This window comes from Streptomyces sp. NPDC026515 (genome assembly GCF_055567595.1).
The window spans coordinates 169,492-187,660 of the sequence record NZ_JBVHQD010000003.1 but is presented as its reverse complement, the minus strand read 5'-3'; the positions used below and the strand labels follow the sequence as shown (position 1 = coordinate 187,660).

Genomic DNA, 18,169 nt, shown 5'->3' with positions numbered 1-18,169 from the left:
GCGGCGCTTCCGCGGGCGCTTCGAGCCGCCCGCGGACCCTGACGGCCGACCGGTGGAGCCGATCAGTAGGAGAACTGCTGGATCTGGCTTCCGTCGCCCGCGTACGTCCAGCCCGTGCGGGTTGCCGGGTCGAGCTGGACGGCGCGTTCGTGATGCGAGTCGAGCCGTCCGTTGTAGGCCCCGAACTGCGGGTACTCCACGCCGCTGACCGTTCCCACCGTCTTGCCGGTCCTCAGGTCGACGACGGCGATGCGGCCGGTGGCGTTGTTGTCGGTGAAGCCGTACTGCTGGAAGCCTCCGGTGGGTTGCAGGTCCGGGTAGCGGAAGCCGAGGAGCGCCAGGTGGTGCCGCCCGTCGACCGCCAGGGCGACGGGCGCCTGCGCCGTCCCCACGTTGACCGGGTCACCGCCGCCCAGCCGCGCCAGATATCCGGTGCCGGGGAAGTTCACGCTGATGGAGTGGTACCACGTCTCGTAGAGGTCGCCCTCTTCATCGGAGGCGAGGGTTCCCGCGCACGGGGTTCCGCCCGGGCCCTGGGTGACCGTACCCGTGTCCAGGTCGACCTCCGCCACCGTGCCGGAGCCGCTCCCGGCCAGGCAGTTGACGGTGGAGCCGGTCTTCTGCGCGGTGAAGACACCGGTCGTCCGGTCCAGCTCCAGCAGCCCGTAGGGGGCGCCGCCCACCGTGGCGGAGTCGAGCTGGAGGGGTGGGCCCAGAGTGCCGGTCGCCGTGTCCACGGGCAGGACGAAGGCCGCCCGGTCCCCGACGCGGGACGCCAGCACGGCGGCCCGATGGCGTTTGTCGTCCACGCGTCCGCCGGTCACGACGTACTGGTCGTCGACGCGGGCGGGACGTCCGACGGCGTCACCGGTGCTCGTGTCGTAGGTCTCCAACCACTGTTCGCCGGTGGTGGTCTGCTTGTGCAGCACGAGTGCGTGGTGGGAGGAGTCGACGCCGAACACCTCGTAGATCGAGCCGTAGGCGGGGTCGCCGGTGAGCTTGCGCCCATAGGTTCCGTCGGCGGCGTCGTAGTCGTAGACCGAGCCCTCTCCGGTGGGGCTCTCGACCGAGGCGACCGACGTTCCTCCGGGGACGATCGCGAAGTCGGTCAGGTTGGTGCCGTCCGGGGCCGGTCCGTCGTCGTAGGCCAGCAAGGACGTCGGCGACGCCTGTCCGAGGATCCCGCCGTTCCTGTCGAGGGCGAAGACCCGCAGGTCGTAGGCGATGGACGAGGGCAGCCCGAGCGCCCGGGCGTCGAGCTTCGCCGTGCCCCGCGTGCCCGTCAGCGAGCGGTGCAGCCTGGCCGGGCTGTCCACTCCGTCGTGGTCGCGGACGCTGCCGTTCTGGTTGCTGACCAGGTTGTAGGAGCCGTACATGTTCGGGCCGGGGGCGGAGAACTCCAGGAGCGTGCCGGTCGCGCCCTTGACCCGCGAGACGTCGTAGCTCACGGAGAACCGGGGCGCGGCCCGGGTGATCTCCAGCAGATGTCCGGATCCGGCGGACGGCCCCCCGGACGGCTCGGCGGCCAGGGTCGGTGCCGCGGGGCGCTGCGCGATGCTCCCGCCGTCGACCCGGACCGAGGCGAACTCCCCGTACGACGGCACGCCCCTGGCACCGCCGGTGGGATTCTGGACGACGCCGATCCCGTAGATGCCGCCGCCCGCCGTGAAGGCGCCGGCCGGGACGGTGACCGTCCCGCTCGGTGCGGTCAGCGCAACGCTGTAGGAAGCGGAGAAGATGGGAGCCGCCGCCGGGCTGAAGTGGCCGACCCCCGACACGACCAGCTCGGGCGAGCTGACGTTGCGCACTCCGGTGAGGTCGTAACGCACCCGTACCGAGTGACCCGCTGCGACCACGGGCTGGACCACCGGGGCGAGTGCCTCGGCGTATCCCCCGTCGGTGGGGCCGAAGGTCAGCTCGTGGCGCGCGGCCGCGAGCACCTGGCGGCCGTGGCGCACCTCGAAGGCGAGGGAGAGCCGGCGGTCGGTCGTGGAGGCGACGGGCAGACCCGCCGCGGTGAGCATCTGTGTGGGTGTCAGCCGCACCGCGGGAGTGGCGGAGGTGAACTCCCGCTTCCCGATGCGCAGCACGTACTCGATGCCCTTGTCTCCTGTCAGGCCGGTCACGTCGGCACCGATCGTCACCGGTCCCACCAGGCCCTCCCCGGTGGCACCGGACCCCGTGCCCGGTCCGGCCAGGTCGATGCGGCCCGGATCGGTGGACTCCAGGTAGCTGCCGCCGAGGCCGCCGATGGTCTGGCGATGCGCCACGGACAGCCGCACGATCCTGGCCGCTCCGTTACCGGCGAGTCCGCCGTGTGCCTCGGCCAGTACGGCCTGCACGGCCGCCGTGACATCGAGCTGCGGGCCCACGTGCAGCGGCCGGTCGACCTGCGGCGGCGTGGGCACGGCGCGGCCGGTCCGTTCCAGCAGTGAGCGCACCTCCTCAGGTGAGGGGTGCCGGCCGGTCAGCCGCGAGGTCTGCAGTACGACCGCGGCGGCCGCCGCGATCTCGGGGGCGGAGGCGGAGGTACCGCCGCTGAGGACCTCCGCGACGGACTGCGCGGTCTGCCCCTGGTGTTCGAAGGCGGGTATACCGTCACTGGGCGCCGAGACGTCGACACGTGTGCCGAATCCCGAGGAGAAGACACCGGATCCGTTGAGCCTGGTGGTCGCCCAGGTGCCGGCCGTCGAGGCCGCGCCGCCGTTCTGCGGGGGAACGGACAGCGTGTCGTCGGTGGTCGTGCCGCCCGCGGCGATCGCCCCGGAATCGAGGACCCGGGTGGGCGTGGTCGACATCTGGTCGTCGTCGATACGGGTGGTGTCGGCGGGCTTGCGTGTCACGTCGGTCGGTGTGCTGCCGCCGTCCGGTCCGACGGCCGCGTTGGTGTACAGGCGGGTTCCGTCGTTCGACGAGACGACGACGGTGATGCCGTACTGCCGCACGATGGACGCGATCACGGACTGCTGGACGGGGTCGTCCTCCAGGTAGCGGCCGGGCATGCCGTAGGCGTCGGTGCCGTAGCCCAGGCTGGCGGTGATCACGTCGGGCCGCGGCGTCTGCCGGGCCGCGGCCAGCAGGGCGACGGCGATCTGGCTGAAGGTCGGCTCCTGCGGGACGACGAGCCGGTACTTGGCGCCCGGGGCGATGCCCAGCAGATCGGAGTCCCCGCTGCCCTGCATCCCCGGGCGCTGCGCCTCGTGCGGAAGCGGCGCCATCACGGAGAAGTCCAGGAGCACCTCGCCGAGCGCCGGGTCCTGTCCCTGGGTCGAGCCGGCCGGGTCGAGGGCACCGGTGGCGTCCGCGGTGTAGGTGGGGATCAGCGGCATGGTGGGGACGTCCAGGTACCGGCGGCCGTCGTGCAGGACGGTCGTCGGACCGGTCGAACCGAGGTTCGGCGTCGACTCGTCGGTGAGGTCGCCGATCGAGACGTTGGTGATGGTCTCTCCGGTGCCCGGCAGCTGGCCGAACTTCCGCTTGAGCAGGCTGTAGGCGCCGGTGACGTCGACGCCGCCGGCGTCGAGGAAGCTCTGCGTCGAGGTGGCGAGGGCCGCGTTGCCTGGGACACCGTCGGAGCCGGTCGTGCCGCTGTGCCGCGCCTTCGGCGTGTCCCGTCCGTCGCCGTCGGCGCCGCCGGTTGCGGTCGCGGTTCCCGGTGCGCGCAGGGGTACGGCGCCGGTGTTCATCGGCGAGACGGTCTGGTCGGGTTCCGCGTAGACGACGCCCGGTGTGGCGGCCAGTGTCCGGGCGGCGGCGGTGGCGTCGCCGCCGGCCAGCTGGACGACCTGGACCTTGGACAGATCGACCGCGCCGGCGCCGAGTTTCGCCCGGGCGGCCGTGTGCAGTGCGCGGCCCTGCGCGGCGGTGAGTCCCGGGACCAGGGGTCGGATGGAGACGGCGCGGGCGCGTCGCAGGGCGGTGTTCACCCCGGCGTCGGAGGTGAGCGGGGTGCGGACCCGGAGGTCGCTCCGCGCGCCCTTCGGTTCGCCGGTCACCTGGGCGTCGGGCCCCAGCACCACGAGGACCTGGTGGGGGCCGGCCGGCCTGGTCCGCACGGGACCGGGCTTCAGGAAGGAGCCCACGGGACCGAGTGCGGAGACACCCGGCACGGCTGACGGGGCGGCCGCGGCGAGCGCGTCCTTCGAGCCGGTGCCGGACGCCGTGGCAGCCGCTGCGGACGAGGCCGCGTACTGCACGGGCGTGCCGAGCAGCAGGGCCGCGATGGCTGTCGCGCCGACGCCACGAGCGACCGCTCGTCTCCGCCGTTTCATGGGCACTCCACTTCTTGCCTGAGGAGATCGGGGAAAGAGAGGGCGTCGGCCGTCTGAACGGCGCCGACGCGTGGGGAATCTGTCAACCCGTGGGAGCCGGCACAAGATGACGGCCGTGGCGGACTTCCGTCAGCTGGCAGTGATCGGCCACGGGAGCCGCGGGGCGACGCGGTCCGCCCTTGGCCCAAGGGCGGACGCGGGCAGGAACGGACCGTGCGCGAGGATGGCGTGGTGGCCGCGTCGTGGCAGGTGGCGGCTGGTGGAAAGCGGATACCGGAGCTGGAATTGGAACTTGACGTCGTCGGCCTCAGCGACGAATCGCAGCTGGTCTACACCGTCCTGGTCGGGCTGCCCCGGGGCAGCGCCTCCGAGATCGCCGAAGCCTGCGGCATGGGTGCGGTGGTGGCCGGCCGTCATCTGTCCGCCCTGGTGAAGAACGGCCTCGCGATCAGGTCGGCGGGCCGCCCGCCTCGTTTCACGGCCGCCGCTCCGGACGTGGCCGTCACCGAGCTCATCCGGGAGAGCGAGCGCCGGCTCGACACGGCCCGCTCGCTGGTCCGGCAACTCGCCGAGACGCATCGCGAGGCCAACCGGATCAGCGACCCGAGCATCGCCGTGGAGCTGCTCACCGGTCACGAGGACATCAATTCAGCCTTCCAGCGGCTCACCGGGAGCGCCCAGCACCGGATACGTGCCTTCGACCGGCCCCCCTATGTCAACCGCCCGGGCAGCGATCTGGAGAACCAGCGGCAGCGGCAGCACACCGGTGTCGCCCATCGCGTCATCTACGACCGGGCCGCCGTGGCGTGGCCGGGCCGGCTTCGCGACGACATCCTGCCGAGCGTGCGGGCCGGTGAAGAAGCCAGAGTGCGGGCGGAGTTGCCGCTGAAGCTGGTGATCGCCGACGACCGGTCGGCGATCATCCCCTTCAGTCTCGCCGCCGGTGGCCATTCCGTGGCCTACCTCATCCACCGTTCGCCCATTCTCGCCGCGCTGGAAGCACTCTTCGAGGCCGAGTGGGAACGTGCCACCCCGCTGCGGGACACCAGCCCGCCGGCCGCACGGAACGACGGCCCGGACGCCGACACGCGTGCCCTTCTGGGCCTGCTCGCGTCCGGCTGCACGGACACGGCCATCGCCCGCACCCAGGGCTGGAGCGAGCGCACCACCCAGCGCCGCATCCACCGCCTGATGACCGAACTGGGCGCGGCCACCCGCTTCCAGGCGGCGGCCCAGGCCGCCCGCCGCGGCTGGCTGCAGTGAGCGGTGTTCCGGCATCGCCGCCGCCGTCCGCCCTGCGGTCATTCCGCGGGCCGGTGCGCCCGCCCCGCCTCGCGGAAGACCTCCCAGGCGTCCGCCACCACCCCGACATGCCCGAGCTTGTCGGGGTTGTTCACGGTGCGGATCGCCTGGATCCGCCCATCGAGCACGTCAAGTGCCCAGGTGCTGAGGACCTGGCCGTCCCCGTCTCGGAAGATGGAGCCCGGCTGGCCGTTCACCTGCCGTGGCTCGACAGCGCCACCGCTCCTGCCGAGCAGCGGGACGAACGACGCCAGCGCCCGGAGCACGTTCTCGGCGCCGAGGACGACGGGCTCGAACTGCGGTGCCTTGCCGCCGCTGTCGCCGGTCATGTGAACGTCGGCGGCCAGCAGCTCGGTCAGCCCGTTGACGTCTCCTGCGCGCAAGGCGTCGAAGAAGCGTCCGGCGAGCCTGTCGCGTTCCCTCCGGTCCGCCTCGAACCGGACCCGGCCCGCCTCCATGTGCCGGCGTGCCCGCACCGCGAGCTGGTGGCACGCCGCTTCCGAGCGTCCCACGGCCGACGCGATCTCCGGGAAGCCGAAGGCGAACACCTCCCTCAGCACGAAGACCGCACGCTCCAGCGGAGTGAGCCGCTCCAGCAGGAGCAGGGCCGCCATCGACACCGAGTCCGCCAGTTCCGCCGACCGCACCGGATCCTCGTACGGGTCGGTCAGCAGCGGTTCGGGGAGCCACGGTCCGACGTACTCCTCCCTCCGGACGCGGGCCGAGCGCAGTACGTCGATCGAGATCCGGGTGACCACGGTCGACAGGAACGCCCTGGGCGACCCGGGCCGGGCCGGGGCGGCCTCATAGCGCAGCCATGCCTCCTGGACCGCGTCCTCCGCCTCGCTCACACTGCCCAGGATCCGGTAGGCGATCGAGAACAGCAGCGGCCGCAGCTCCTGGAACTCCTCGGTCCTCGTCACACCTGTTCCCCTTCTTCGCATGCATCCTGAACGACCCTGGTGGACGGACCTGCTACGGCTCCACACGCGCCCGACCCTCACCAGGGCACCGGGCCCTCCGCACCGAAGAACCCTCCGGTCGGTCCGTCCGTGCCGAGCACGGCCAGGCGCACCACGCATGAGGCGCCCTGCGCGACCGTGAGGAATCCGGTGTGGTTGTTGCTGTCGGTGTCGACGAAGCCGGGGGCGACCGCGTTGACCGGGATGCCGTCCCTCCGCAGCTCGTTGGCGTACTGCACGGTCAGGGCCGTCAGCGCGGTCTTGGACGGCGCATACGCGGCGGACGGCAGCAGCGCGGCGAAGGGGCCGTCCGGATCGCTGGTGAGAGACAGCGACGCGGCGTGACTGCTGACGTTGACGACGCGTGGCGCCGGTGACCGCCGCAGCAGCGGCAGCATGGCATTGGTCACCTGGATCACCCCGAAGACGTTGGTCTCGAACACCGCCCGAACCATGTCCAGATCGACGGAGCTGGGAACCTGATCGTGGGCGTCGGCGGGCGACACCTGTCCGGAGCCGGTGATTCCGGCGTTGTTGATCAGTACGTCGAGACGACCGGAGCGCTCCTCGACCCGCCTGGCGGCCTCCTGGACGGTGGCCGGGTCGGTGACGTCCAAGGTGACGGCGTACGCACGGCCACCGGCCGCGCGCACCGCCGCGGCGGCCTCCTCGCCGCGCAGCGGGTCCCTGGCGCCGATCACGACCGCCATACCCAGCGCGGCCAGTTGCTCGGCGACGCCACGCCCGATCCCCTTGTTGGCACCGGTGATCAGAGCGACCTCCTGGTGCGTGCTCTCGTCCCTCATCGTCTGCTCCCTGTTGTCGAGGCGGGCACTTCCGGATCCCGCCTTCACCACCTGAGACGAGACAGCCGGGCCGTCTCTGACACGCGGTCGGCCGCGGAACCGACGGACAGTCCAGGACCACATGGCTCAACGGCCTGTGACCTGCGAGGATCCTTCTCCGATCCATGATCCCGGGGAGTCCGAGCGTGAGGCCTTCGAGACCAGGCAGACCCCAGCAGACGCGGCACGGTGCCCGTAGGCCGCGCCGGCCACCACTGCCGTCTCCGTCACGGGGGTGCGGAGCTTGCGGCGGTTCCGGCGCTGAAGGACTGCCGGTGCACGTGGTCAGCGAGTCGGCCCGGGAGGCTCTCGTGCTCGGTCGTCAGACGTGCGGAGAGCGCGGCGTGGTGGTCGGAGTCGGTCTGCCCGTTCACGGACCCGGAGCCCGGCAGGGCAGAGGGGGCGGTGGGCACCCGAGACGTCGTCCACGTGGTGGACCCGACCGGAAAGTGCGTCGAGGGGCCACCGAGCTGGGAGGACCTCTGACACGGCCATGTGCGGGGGGCTTGGTCGCAGAACCGCCGGGATCAGGCTCCGCCCGCCTGCGGGGCGCTGAGTGCGCAGGTGGTTCCGACGCTGCTCTGCGCCCATGCGTCCGGGAGGGCCGCGGCGAGCGTGTGCCGAGCGCGCCAGCCGGTGCAGTGACCGGGCACGATCAGCTCGGGTGCGAGTCCGGTGAGCGCGGCCACCGTCGGGCCGATCACCGGCTCGAAGGCAGGGCCGCTCAGGTGGAGACCGCCGATGAGGGCCGGCAGTCTGCCCACGCCGGTCAGCCTCATGGCATGCCGGACGATGTCGACCACGCCGGTGTGGCCGCACCCGGTGGCCACGACAAGCCCCCGGCCGCGCACGTGGACGACGAGTGCCCGGTGGTCGATGACGGCGGGGTCGTGCCGCCGGCCGTTCCCGTCCCAGGCCTGGTGTGCCGGCGGCATGCCCTGTTCGAACCCGGTGACGCGGTCCACCTCGCCGGTGATCAGCACCCCGTCGGCCAGCAGCGACGGCTGCCGGCGCTCGATCACCCCGAACCCCTCGCGTTCCAGGGCTCCCCGTGACAGCGTGGGCATCTCGAAACCCTGGGCGGCGGGCAGTTGGAGGCGCCGGCGGGTCCACACCGCCGGATGGACGGTCAGCGGCAGCCCCGGAGCGGCCGCGCAGCCGCGCCAGGCCGTCGAAGCCCCCCGCGTGGTCGAAGTGCCCATGGCTGAGCACGACGCCGAGCAGGCCGCCGACATCGATCCCAAGGCGCTCGGCGTTCACCGCCGGCGCGTCCGGGGAGGCGCCGGTATCGAACAGCAGCGTGCTGCTCGCGTTCCCGGTTCGGACGGTGACCAGGGCGGAGAAACCGCGTCGAAGGTGTTGTCGACCATCGTCGTGACCCTGACCCCGTCGGCCTCGGGCTGTGTCACCGGATCGACGGCCGGCCCCCGCGTGACGCGGGGCGCCGACCACGCGGCCTCGGCCGGCGAGCGCCCGTGATCACCGCACATGGCGGAGAACGCCTCCCTGCCGACGCGACCGGCCGGGCGACCGCCGTGCGGGCCGAGCGCAGACCACGCCCGGTGTCATGCGTCCGCGGGTGTCATGCGTCCACGGATGTCACGCGGGCGGGACGACGACGTCGACGAGCCCGGTCGCCACGTCGTACACGAGCCCCGAGACGAAGACCCCGCCGCGGAGTCTCCCCTTGAGGAGCTCCACGTCGACCCGGACGGCAGCCGCCGGGTCGGTGACCGCCTTGGCGCCCAGGTCACCGGCCGGCACCTCGAAGTATTCAGCCGGCAGATCGGGGAACGCCGCGTGACCCGCCCCCCGACGTTGCGGATCACCGCCGCCTCACCGAGCCCGAGCACGCCGGACGGGTCGGCTCGGGCGTCGACACACCCGACGACCGTCAGACCCCCGCCGGGCATGAGCCCCAGGCCGGCGAATGAGCCGCCGTCGGCGAACCCGGCATTGCGCGGGACCAGTTCATCCGTGTCGATCACTGTGCCGACAGCCCCTTCACCGCTACGAGCGCGGCCCCCGGCGACGCCGACGGGGCCCCGGACACCACCCACCCTGGACCGCCACCGCGGCCCACGCCACCCGGCCGTGCGGCACGCCGTGGGCGCCAGACACCGCGTGGGGTGCGGGCGACGGCGACCAGTGAGATTCTGTACTTCCTGGAACCCGAGGGGCGACGGCGCGGCACTGGGCGCGGGCGGTTGCCCGAGGTGGTTGACGTCATGGGCATCATGAGAACGGGACGTCCGCGACGGCCCCTCACCCCCCTGGCCGCCGTCGTCAACGGCGTCGTCGCCGGCATCGCCGGGACGGTGTGCATGGATGCGGTGCGCTATCTGCGCTATCGACGCGCGGGCGGCACGGACAGTCCCAAGGGCTGGGAGTTCGCGCCGGTCAAGGACTGGGAAGAGGCGCCGGATCCGGGCAAGGTGGCGAAGCGGGTGCTGGAGGGGTTCACACAGCGTGAGATCCCTGACCGGTGGGCTTGGTTCACGAGCACGGCGATGCACTGGTCGTACGGCTCCGCCTGGGGTGCGCTGTACGGAATTGCCGCCGGCTCGGCCCGGCGCCCGAACCCGTTGCTCGGCATTCCGCTCGGCGCGACCGTGTGCGCCAGCGCCTATCTGGTCCTCCCTCAGGCCGGGCTCTACGAGCCGATCTGGAAATACAGCCCGAAGACACTGGCCGACGACCTGAGCGCCCACCTCGTGTTCGGTCTGGGAACCGGCGCCTGCTTCTGGCTCACCAGCAGATACTGCTGACGCGGCGCTACGCTGGGGGGAGTGCCTGGCATATCGGGGGGATCATGAACAGGCTCCTGGCGTCCGCGCTCACGGGCGTTGTCCTGCTCTCGGCGGCGAGTTGCGGCCAGCGCGGCGACTCGTTCCCGACGCGGTCGCACAACCCGACCACATCGGCCGCTCCCACCCGCCCCGTTTCACCCCACTCCACAACCGCCGCCCCTAGCAGGGTGATTGAGGCGGCAAGGTCCACCCTGCTGGCGCAGATGTCCGTCAAGGACCTTCCGGGTCACGCCGGAACGGCCACCGCCAGCGTCGGCCGGCGCAGTGCCCTGTTCGTCTGGGCAACCGCCGACGGCCGTTTCTGCTCGGGCGCTGCTGGGGCCGACGGCGGATACACCGTGTCGACCTGTACCTCCTCCCCCGGCGACACCGCCTTCTCCTCCCGGCCCGGACTCGTCCCCCTCGTCACCATCGCGGCGATCGGCACGAGCCAGAACCTCGTGATCGGCGCGGACCGGGAAACCGTCCGGTCGGTGACGTGCAACGGCACACCCCTGACGTTCCGGCGGCTGAAGGGCGTTCTCGACCACAGGCGGGCGCTCTACGCCTTCGACCTTCCCGGTCAGACCGGTGGGTCCGTCACCGTGACCGTCGTCCGCGCGCACACCGCCGCCAGGGAACACGTGAACCTGCTCTGGAAGCGGCACGCGGGCCGTCCGATGTGCCACTGAACGGACGCGCGAGCGGCGAAAGCCGTGAAGCGGATCGGCGTCCGGCTCCGGAGGGGCCTCACAGCTGGTCGTAGATGGCGGCGAGTTGGCGCAGAACGTCGGTCGCGGTGTCCAGGGCAGCGGTGTCGTGGCGGGCGAGCGCGCTGTCGAGAGCCCGGGCCAGGCCGGCCTGACGTTCGTGGTGGCGACGGCGACCGGCGTCGGTGAGGGCGACCAGGACGGATCTCTTGTCGGCTGCGGGACGCTCGCGAGTGACGTAGCCGGCCGCGGCCAGACCGTTGACCAGCTGGGTGGTGGCGGCGCCGGTGGCCGCGGCGAGCCGGCCGACCGGCAGCGGGCCCCTCCTCGGCCAGCACCCGCAGAGCGCGGGCGTGGCATCGTCGCCCTGTCCATCGAGGGCCCGGGCCAGGGCGAGAGCCGGGCCAACGGGCTGACCGTCGACCTCACCAACTACGACATCACCTGCCCCGTCCTCTACGGCATCGGCGAATTCGACGAACTCACCGCGCTGGAGCAGGCGCTGGCCAGCTACGAGCGGGTCCGCGCGCCCAAGGAGCTGCGCGTCTACGAGAACGAGTTCCACCCGCTGGGCGGCACCGCCGCCGAGGTCTTCCGCTTCGGCGCGGAGTGGGTCGAGCGCGCCCTGAACGGCGAGTTCGCCGAGCCCGGCCGCGACGTGCGTCACTACGTCCGCAGCGACGGCCGCACCACCGACGGCACCGCCGACCCGACATGGTGGCTCGGCGCCGTCCCCACGGAGATCAGCGACGCCCGCCAGGCATGACGCCTCGGGACCGGCGGCCTGCCGATGGCGGCGCTGCGGCATGCTGACGCACGGCAGGGTGCGCGATCCGAGTCGCCTACCGGCCCCTCGGTGGCAGGGCCTGCACTCCCCCGGATCAGGGCCTCCGCGCCGCGCGGCCCGTCCCCGACGGGCGCCCGCGTCTTCTGGCCGGGCCCGCGCGGAGCGCCACGGGGGCCGCGGGCTGTGCCGCCGACCCCGAACAGGCCGCCGGCCGGCGAGCCCGGGACGCCGCCGACTCCGTACCCTGGCGGCATGCGCATGCGCCCCACCCTGAGCTGGACCCCCGCCGCGGACCTGCCGCCGGGTACCACCGACCTGGAACCGGTCGTCGCCGCGCTGGGCGCCGGCGGTGTACTGGTGCTCAGCGGCGCGGGTATCTCCACGGAGTCGGGCATCCCGGACTACCGGGGCAAGGACGGGAGCCTGAGCCGGCACACGCCGATGACCTACCAGGACTTCACCGGCAGCGCGCACGCGCGGCGCCGCTACTGGGCGCGCAGCCACCTCGGCTGGCGCACCTTCGGCCGCGCCCTCCCCAATGCCGGGCACCTGGCGGTGGCCGCCCTCGCACGGCACGCTCACGTCTCGGGTGTCATCACCCAGAACGTCGACGGTCTGCACCAGGCCGCCGGCAGCGAGGGGGTCGTGGAACTCCACGGCAGCCTCGACCGGGTCGTCTGCCTCTCCTGCGGCGCCTACAGCCCGCGGCGCGCACTCGCTCGGCGGTTGGAGGCGGAGAACCCGGGCTTCGACCCGGTGGCCGCCGGGATCAACCCGGATGGTGACGCCGACCTCAGCGACGCGCAGGTCGGCGATTTCCGCACGGTGCCCTGCGCCGACTGCGGCGGCGTCCTCAAGCCGGACGTGGTGTTCTTCGGCGAGGCCGTTCCGCCGCAGCGCGTCGAGCACTGCCGGGGGCTGGTCCGTGACGCGTCCTCACTGCTGGTCCTCGGCTCCTCGCTGACGGTGATGTCCGGACTCCGGTTCGTCCGCCAGGCACACCAGGAGGGGAAGCCGGTGGTGATCGTCAACCAGGACCCGACCCGGGGCGACCCGCACGCCCTCACCCGCGTCGCGCTCCCCCTGGGTCCGGCCCTGACCACCGTGGCCCACCGGCTGGGCATCCCGGTCGGTGCCGGATCCGCCGGGCCTGCCGGCTGAGGCGCCTTCCGGCCCGGGTGCGCCTCCGGGCGGGGAGCGGGGGCTACAGCTTCCGGCTCCGCAGTTGCTCGGCGACGTCCTGGACGCTGATCCGGGTGTCACGGACCTTGCGGACCAGGTCGGACAGGGCGCCGTAGGGAGCGTCGATGCCCTCGCCGGCCTGTGCCATGTTCTGGGCGGCGATGAACGCGGCGTACAGGCTGTTGCGGTGCAAAAGCGGCTCCAGGGCACGATGGTGTGCAGCAGGGCAGCGGCGGGCCAGGCGGTGTCCGGGTCGGCTGTCGCGAGGGTCGGCATCCAGTAGGTGCCTGCCGGTGAAGCGGGATGCCGTGCCGTCCTCGTGGCCGGCGGTGGTGTGAAGCGGGGCCCGGGGACAGAATTGTGATCAGTGGGACCGCGTTCTCACAGCCACGCGCCGCAAGGTCGGTGTCCCGCCCGACGGAAGGTGGTAGACGTGCGGCACTACGATCTCGTCATCCTGGGGGCAGGCAGCGGCAACATGCTGTTGTCCGAGGAGTTCGACCGCCTGCGGACCGCCATCGTCGAACCGGACCGTTTCGGCGGCACCTGTCTGAACCGGGGGTGCATCCCGAGCAAGATGTTCGTCGTCGCCGCGGACGCCGCCGAGGGGGCGCGGACGGCGCAGCGCCTCGGCGTCCACGCGAGTGTGTCGCACGTCGACTGGAAGTCCGTCCGGGACCGTGTCTTCGGCCGGATCGATCCGCTGCACGAGAGTGCGGTGGAGTACCGCAGAGGCCAGGGCGTCGACGTGTTCACCGAACCCGCGCGCTTCGTCGCCCCGAAGGTCCTGGAGGTCGGGGCCGAGCGGATCACCGCCGAGACGATCGTCGTGGCCGTCGGGTCGCGGCCGGTGGTGCCGGACGTCCCCGGCCTCGACACCGTCGCCTTCCACACCTCGGACACCATCATGCGGATCGACGCCCTGCCCGCGTCCCTGCTGGTGCTCGGCGGCGGCTTCATCGCCGCCGAGTTCGGCCACGTGTTCACCTCGTTCGGCGCGGACGTCACGATCGTGCAGCGCGGGCCACGCCTGCTCATGGCGGAGGACGAGCAGGTGTCGCGGCGCTTCACCGAGCTCGCCGCGCAGCGGCACCGTGTGCTGCTCGGCGCCCGGGTCACCTCGGTGGAACCGAAGGGGGACGGTGTGGCGGCGCTGGTGACATGTCCGGACGGTGAGCATGCCGTCGAGGCCGACATGCTGCTGGTGTGCGTCGGCCGCAGGCCCAACACCGACCGGCTGCGGGCCGTCGACAGCGGGCTGGAGCTGGACGAACACGGTCACATCGTCACCGACGACGCCTACCGCACGTCCGTGCCCGGGGTGTGGGCACTCGGCGACGCGGTGAACCACTTCCAGCTCAAGCACGTGGCGAACGCCGAGTCGCGAGTGGTGCGGCACAACATCCTCCATCCGCAGGACGTGCGGACGCTGCAGAACAAGGTGGCGCCGCACGCGGTGTTCACCAGCCCTCAGATCGCCAGTGTCGGCCTCACGGAGCAGGAGGCGCGGCGGCGCGGCATCGACTGCCTGGTGAGCGTCCGCGACTACGCCGACACCGCCTACGGATGGGCCCTCGAGGACACCACCAGCTTCGTGAAACTCCTCGCGAGTCCGGCCGATCGCCTGCTCCTGGGCGCCCACATCATCGGGCCCCAGGCCGCGACGCTCATCCAGCCCCTGATCCAGGCCATGTCCCTGGGACTGACGGTGGACCGGATCGGGCGGGACGTGCTGTACATCCACCCGGCCCTCACGGAGGCCGTCGAGCAGGCGCTGCTGAACCTGTAGTCGCACGACGCCGAGGCGGGCCGCTCCGTTCAGCGGCGCTCGGGGCTCTCGCCCGCCGCGTCCGGCGGGTCGTCGCGCAGCCAGCGTGAATGGTGCCGCGCCGCCCAGGAGCGGCTCACGTATCCCGTGCGCATCCCGAGCCTGGCCTCGGGGTCCTGGTACGCCTTGCGCAGGTGCCCGAGCAGGACGCCGGCGATCGCCCAGGCGAGGCAGTCGTGGACGAAGATCGCACTGGTGCGGGAGATGAACGGCAGGAGCCCGAGGAACCACATGAGCAGACCGGTGAACATCATCACCAGCACGGCACCCGCGATCCAGCCCGCGTAGATCTTCTGCCCGGCGTTGAACTTGCCCGCCGGACGGGCCTCCGGCCAGTCACGGCGTCTGCGCACCGCCCTGAGCCACTGCCTGTCGTACACCGCGAAGCGGTTCAGGCGGCGCAGGTCCGCGCGGAAGTCCCGGGAGAAGAGCCCCAGCAGGAGGGGAACGGGCAGGCAGATGCCCGACCACTCGTGGACGGTGACCATCAGGTGACGCCGGCCGACGGCCTGGGCCAGTGGTGCGATGTACAGGCAGGCGGCGGTGACCAGGCAGAGCAGCATGAGCCAGCCGGTCGCCCGGTGGACCAGGCGCTGGGCCCGGCCGAACCTGCGGACCCGGTCGGTCCCCTCAGACCGCGCCGCCGCGGTCGGCACCGTCGAGCCAGCCGTCGACCGCATATCCGCGCTCCTCCCAGTAGCCGGGGACGACCTCGTCGGTGACCGAGATACCGGACAGCCACTTGGCCGACTTGTAGAAGTACATGGGGGCCACGTAGAGCCGTGCCGGTCCCCCGTGTTCGTGGGTGAGGGGTTTGTCCTGCATCCTGAGCGCCACCAGCACGTCCGAGCGGCGCGCCTGTTCGAGGCTGAGGCTCTCGGTGTAGGCGCCGTCGAAGCAGGTGAAGCGGACGGCCGCGCCCTCGGAACGCACTCCGGTGGCGTCCAGGAGGTCCGACAGCCGCACGCCTTCGAAGGGCGTGTCGTTGACGCGCCACCCGTCGGTGCACAGGACGTCCGCGACGATCCGCGTCTGCCGCATGGCCCGCAGTTCGGGCAGCGTGAAGGTTCTCGGCCGGTCGACGAGGCCGTCTATCCGCAGTTCGTAGGTGGTGTCGTTCTTACGGGGCACCGAGCCCACGACGCTGTAGTAGCGGAACCCTCCGGGGTTGGGGAGCAGGCCCGTCAGGCCCGTCGCGTCGACCTGGGAGGCGGCGCCCAGGAACCCCTCCCAGCCACGTTGCAGGTACGGGGCGGTCGCGAGGCCCGCCGCACCGGCGGCGAGCATGCCCAGCAGGGCGCGGCGCCCCACCGGCGCCCCGTCCGGGCTCCGCTTCGGCTGTTCTGCCATGTCGAGTGGTCCTTCGCGATGGGGGCACCGGGCCACGCGGACCGACGCGGCACCGGCAGCGTACGTAACCTGTTCAAGCGGTGACGATCATGACATGGTCATTCGTCGACCGTCAACGGTTACCCCTTCATCCAGGCCTGTTGGAGATGCAGTTCACAGGAGCGGACGTCGGGCACACCATCACGGAGCGACCACACCGCCTTCCTCGATCACCGGTCAGAATAGTGACGGCAGTCACGACTGCGCCGCCCCGGCCCGCACCTGACGCCGACACGGACGCCCGGCCGTTCGGTCAGGCGGCGACTTCGAGGACGACACGGAACCGCGCCTTGCCGGAGAGCATCCGCTCGTAGGCGTCCATGGCCCGCTCGAAGGGCATCGTCTCGATCGAAGGGCGGACGCCGTGGGCCAGCGTGAAGCCGAGGTTGTCCTCGTTCTCGATCGACGAACCCGTCAGGCTGCCGACGATGCTCCGGGTACCGAAGATCAGGTCGGGGGTGGAGACCGACATCGGGTCGGGCGCGGCACCCACGACGACGAGCTTCCCGCCGGGCGCCAGACCGCGCAGCAGGGGGTTCATCGAGGCGCCGCTCGACGCCGTGGCCACGACGAGCGAGGCACCGCCCAGACCGGCGAGGGCCGCGCCGGGGTCGGTCTCCGAGCTGTCGATGTACTCATGAGCTCCCAGCTCACGGGCGAGCGGCTCCTTGTCCTTGCCGCGGGCGACGGCGACGACCCGGTAGCCGAGGCTGCGCGCGTACTGGAGGGCCAGGTGCCCCAGCCCCCCGATGCCCTGCACGGCGACCAGGCTGCCCGCCCGGACGGAGTCCTGCTGGAGCGCGGAGAAGGTGGTCAGTCCGGCGCACAGCAGCGGGGCGGCCTCGGCCGCGGACATGCCGTCGGGGATGCGGACCAGTCCGCTGGCACGCGCGTAGGTCACCTCCGCGTAGCCGCCGTCGACGTTCGTGCCGGTCTGCCCCTGGTCGAGGCAGTTGACGAAGTCGCCCCGGCGACATGGCTCGCACTCCCCGCAGTGTCCGTTGAGGAAGCCGACACCGACGCGGTCGCCGGGGTGCCAGGCGGTGACGCCCGGCCCCACGGCGTCGATCACGCCGACGATCTCGTGTCCGGGCACGAGCGGGCTCGACGGGTCGGCGCGCAGGCCCTCCACGGCAAGGACGTCGGTGTGACAGACGCCGCAGGTCTGCACCCGGAGCCGGACATGGCCGGGCGCCGGGTCGACCAGCTCACGCTCGACCAGCCGGAGGCTGTGGACTCCGGTGGCTTCGAAGGCCCGGTAGGTGGTGGACATGGAGGCTCCCTCGGTACCGCCCGGCCGGCACGGGCCGGCGGGCTCTCTTCTTGCGATGTCACTTTCAATATGACCAGTCGTCTTAATTGACGTCAAGCCCGAGCCGGCAAGGATGCGCGAGCCCGCGACGTACCCTTGACAGTGATCAAGACGACCGGACATATTGATCGGGAGGAGCGGGATGGCACGCGCATCGAAGCGCGAGGAGATAGCGCAGGCGGCACTGGAGCAGTTCCGTACCCGGGGCTTCAACGCCACCGGTATCAGCGACATCACCTCGGCCGCCGGCGCCCCGAAGGGTTCTTTCTACAACCACTTCGCCAGCAAGGAGGACAGCGCCCTGGAGGCGCTCGGCCGCTATGCCGTCGGCCTGCGCTTCGACATGCTCGACATGCCCGGCCCTCCGCTGGAACGGCTCCGGGCGCACTTCGAGTTCATGGGCTCGGACACCGTGGACAGCGGCTTCGCCCGCGGGTGCCTGGTCGGGAACTTCGGTGCCGAGGTGGCCGACCACTCCGAGGAGATCCGCTCGGCGGTCCGGCGCGGCTTCCAGCAGTGGGCCTCGCACATCGAGCGGGTACTTGCCGAGGCCCGGGAATCGGGCGACATCAGCGCCTCGCTCGACCTGCCGGCGACCGCGCTCTTCGTTCTCAGCGCCTGGGAGGGTGCCCTGATCGCGGCCCGCGCCGACAAGTCCTCCGCCCCCTTGGACGCGTTCTTCCACATCGTCTTCGACGTCGTGCTCCGCTGAGCCCGCCGGTCACGAACGAGCGGCGCCCCGACACCGTGCGGTGTCGGGGCGCTGCTCGTCGTGGCTGTCCGGCTTCCCGC

16 protein-coding genes and 1 pseudogene are annotated in these 18,169 nt (G+C 72.0%); 8 read left to right on the top strand and 9 right to left on the bottom strand.

Features of this window, described 5'->3' with window-relative positions; translation table 11 throughout:
- Nucleotides 1-62: 62 nt before the first annotated feature.
- Nucleotides 63-4,271, bottom strand: a complete 4,209-nt coding sequence (locus ACZ4O3_RS06910) for a S8 family serine peptidase (RefSeq protein ID WP_467721473.1) — start codon at nt 4,269-4,271, stop codon at nt 63-65.
- Between the two features lie 213 nt (nt 4,272-4,484).
- Between ACZ4O3_RS06910 and ACZ4O3_RS06905 the strand changes: the two genes are divergently transcribed.
- Nucleotides 4,485-5,534, top strand: a complete 1,050-nt coding sequence (locus tag ACZ4O3_RS06905) for a helix-turn-helix domain-containing protein (RefSeq protein WP_467721472.1) — start codon at nt 4,485-4,487, stop codon at nt 5,532-5,534.
- 38 nt (nt 5,535-5,572) lie between these two features.
- On the opposite strand, the gene ACZ4O3_RS06900 is transcribed toward ACZ4O3_RS06905, so the two are convergent.
- From ACZ4O3_RS06900 to ACZ4O3_RS06890, 3 genes are all read right to left on the bottom strand, one after another.
- A complete protein-coding gene (locus ACZ4O3_RS06900) occupies nt 5,573-6,496 on the bottom strand; it encodes an RNA polymerase sigma-70 factor (RefSeq protein WP_467721471.1) in 924 nt (307 codons plus the stop codon).
- Between the two features lie 77 nt (nt 6,497-6,573).
- Complete coding sequence (locus ACZ4O3_RS06895; RefSeq protein ID WP_467721470.1) at nt 6,574-7,341, bottom strand: SDR family NAD(P)-dependent oxidoreductase; 768 nt, start codon at nt 7,339-7,341, stop codon at nt 6,574-6,576.
- A gap of 324 nt (nt 7,342-7,665) precedes the next feature.
- Complete coding sequence (locus ACZ4O3_RS06890; RefSeq protein WP_467721662.1) at nt 7,666-8,640, bottom strand: MBL fold metallo-hydrolase; 975 nt, start codon at nt 8,638-8,640, stop codon at nt 7,666-7,668.
- Here ACZ4O3_RS06890 and ACZ4O3_RS06885 point away from each other — a divergent pair.
- Nucleotides 8,566-8,859 carry a hypothetical protein gene (locus tag ACZ4O3_RS06885; protein WP_467721469.1) on the top strand — a complete coding sequence of 98 codons (294 nt, stop codon included), beginning with the start codon at nt 8,566-8,568 and terminating at the stop codon, nt 8,857-8,859. The two genes, ACZ4O3_RS06890 and ACZ4O3_RS06885, sit on opposite strands and share 75 nt — an antisense overlap.
- Nucleotides 8,860-8,979: 120 nt before the next feature.
- On the opposite strand, the gene ACZ4O3_RS06880 is transcribed toward ACZ4O3_RS06885, so the two are convergent.
- Complete coding sequence (locus ACZ4O3_RS06880) at nt 8,980-9,144, bottom strand: hypothetical protein (RefSeq protein WP_467721468.1); 165 nt, start codon at nt 9,142-9,144, stop codon at nt 8,980-8,982.
- A 464-nt stretch (nt 9,145-9,608) separates the two neighbouring features.
- Between ACZ4O3_RS06880 and ACZ4O3_RS06875 the strand changes: the two genes are divergently transcribed.
- The 4 genes from ACZ4O3_RS06875 (at nt 9,609) to ACZ4O3_RS06860 (ending at nt 12,827) form a co-directional block, all read left to right on the top strand.
- On the top strand, nt 9,609-10,148 hold the full coding sequence (locus ACZ4O3_RS06875) for a hypothetical protein (protein WP_362731280.1): 540 nt from the start codon (nt 9,609-9,611) through the stop codon (nt 10,146-10,148).
- A 209-nt stretch (nt 10,149-10,357) separates the two neighbouring features.
- Complete coding sequence (locus ACZ4O3_RS06870; RefSeq protein ID WP_467721467.1) at nt 10,358-10,861, top strand: hypothetical protein; 504 nt, start codon at nt 10,358-10,360, stop codon at nt 10,859-10,861.
- A gap of 85 nt (nt 10,862-10,946) precedes the next feature.
- Nucleotides 10,947-11,645: a hypothetical protein gene (locus ACZ4O3_RS06865; RefSeq protein ID WP_467721466.1), complete on the top strand. Its 699-nt coding sequence runs from the start codon at nt 10,947-10,949 to the stop codon at nt 11,643-11,645.
- Nucleotides 11,646-11,918: 273 nt separating this feature from the next.
- Complete coding sequence (locus ACZ4O3_RS06860) at nt 11,919-12,827, top strand: NAD-dependent protein deacetylase (protein ID WP_467721465.1); 909 nt, start codon at nt 11,919-11,921, stop codon at nt 12,825-12,827.
- A 43-nt stretch (nt 12,828-12,870) separates the two neighbouring features.
- Here the strand turns inward: ACZ4O3_RS06860 and ACZ4O3_RS06855 are convergent.
- Nucleotides 12,871-13,124, bottom strand: a pseudogene (locus tag ACZ4O3_RS06855) (toxin Doc); the annotation flags it as partial.
- A 157-nt stretch (nt 13,125-13,281) separates the two neighbouring features.
- On the opposite strand from ACZ4O3_RS06855, the gene ACZ4O3_RS06850 reads away from it, so the two are divergent.
- Nucleotides 13,282-14,637, top strand: a complete 1,356-nt coding sequence (locus ACZ4O3_RS06850; RefSeq protein WP_467721464.1) for a mycothione reductase — start codon at nt 13,282-13,284, stop codon at nt 14,635-14,637.
- 29 nt (nt 14,638-14,666) lie between these two features.
- On the opposite strand, the gene ACZ4O3_RS06845 is transcribed toward ACZ4O3_RS06850, so the two are convergent.
- From ACZ4O3_RS06845 to ACZ4O3_RS06835, 3 genes are all read right to left on the bottom strand, one after another.
- Nucleotides 14,667-15,356 carry a cytochrome b/b6 domain-containing protein gene (locus tag ACZ4O3_RS06845; protein ID WP_362728315.1) on the bottom strand — a complete coding sequence of 230 codons (690 nt, stop codon included), beginning with the start codon at nt 15,354-15,356 and terminating at the stop codon, nt 14,667-14,669.
- Entirely contained in the window at nt 15,307-16,026 is a 720-nt protein-coding gene (locus ACZ4O3_RS06840; protein ID WP_384994655.1) for a molybdopterin-dependent oxidoreductase, read from the bottom strand. The genes ACZ4O3_RS06845 and ACZ4O3_RS06840 overlap by 50 nt, the downstream gene beginning before the upstream one ends.
- A gap of 292 nt (nt 16,027-16,318) precedes the next feature.
- Entirely contained in the window at nt 16,319-17,338 is a 1,020-nt protein-coding gene (locus ACZ4O3_RS06835) for an alcohol dehydrogenase catalytic domain-containing protein (protein ID WP_467721463.1), read from the bottom strand.
- Nucleotides 17,339-17,519: 181 nt separating this feature from the next.
- On the opposite strand from ACZ4O3_RS06835, the gene ACZ4O3_RS06830 reads away from it, so the two are divergent.
- Nucleotides 17,520-18,089, top strand: a complete 570-nt coding sequence (locus ACZ4O3_RS06830; RefSeq protein WP_384994649.1) for a TetR/AcrR family transcriptional regulator — start codon at nt 17,520-17,522, stop codon at nt 18,087-18,089.
- The last annotated feature ends 80 nt before the right edge of the window (nt 18,090-18,169 follow it).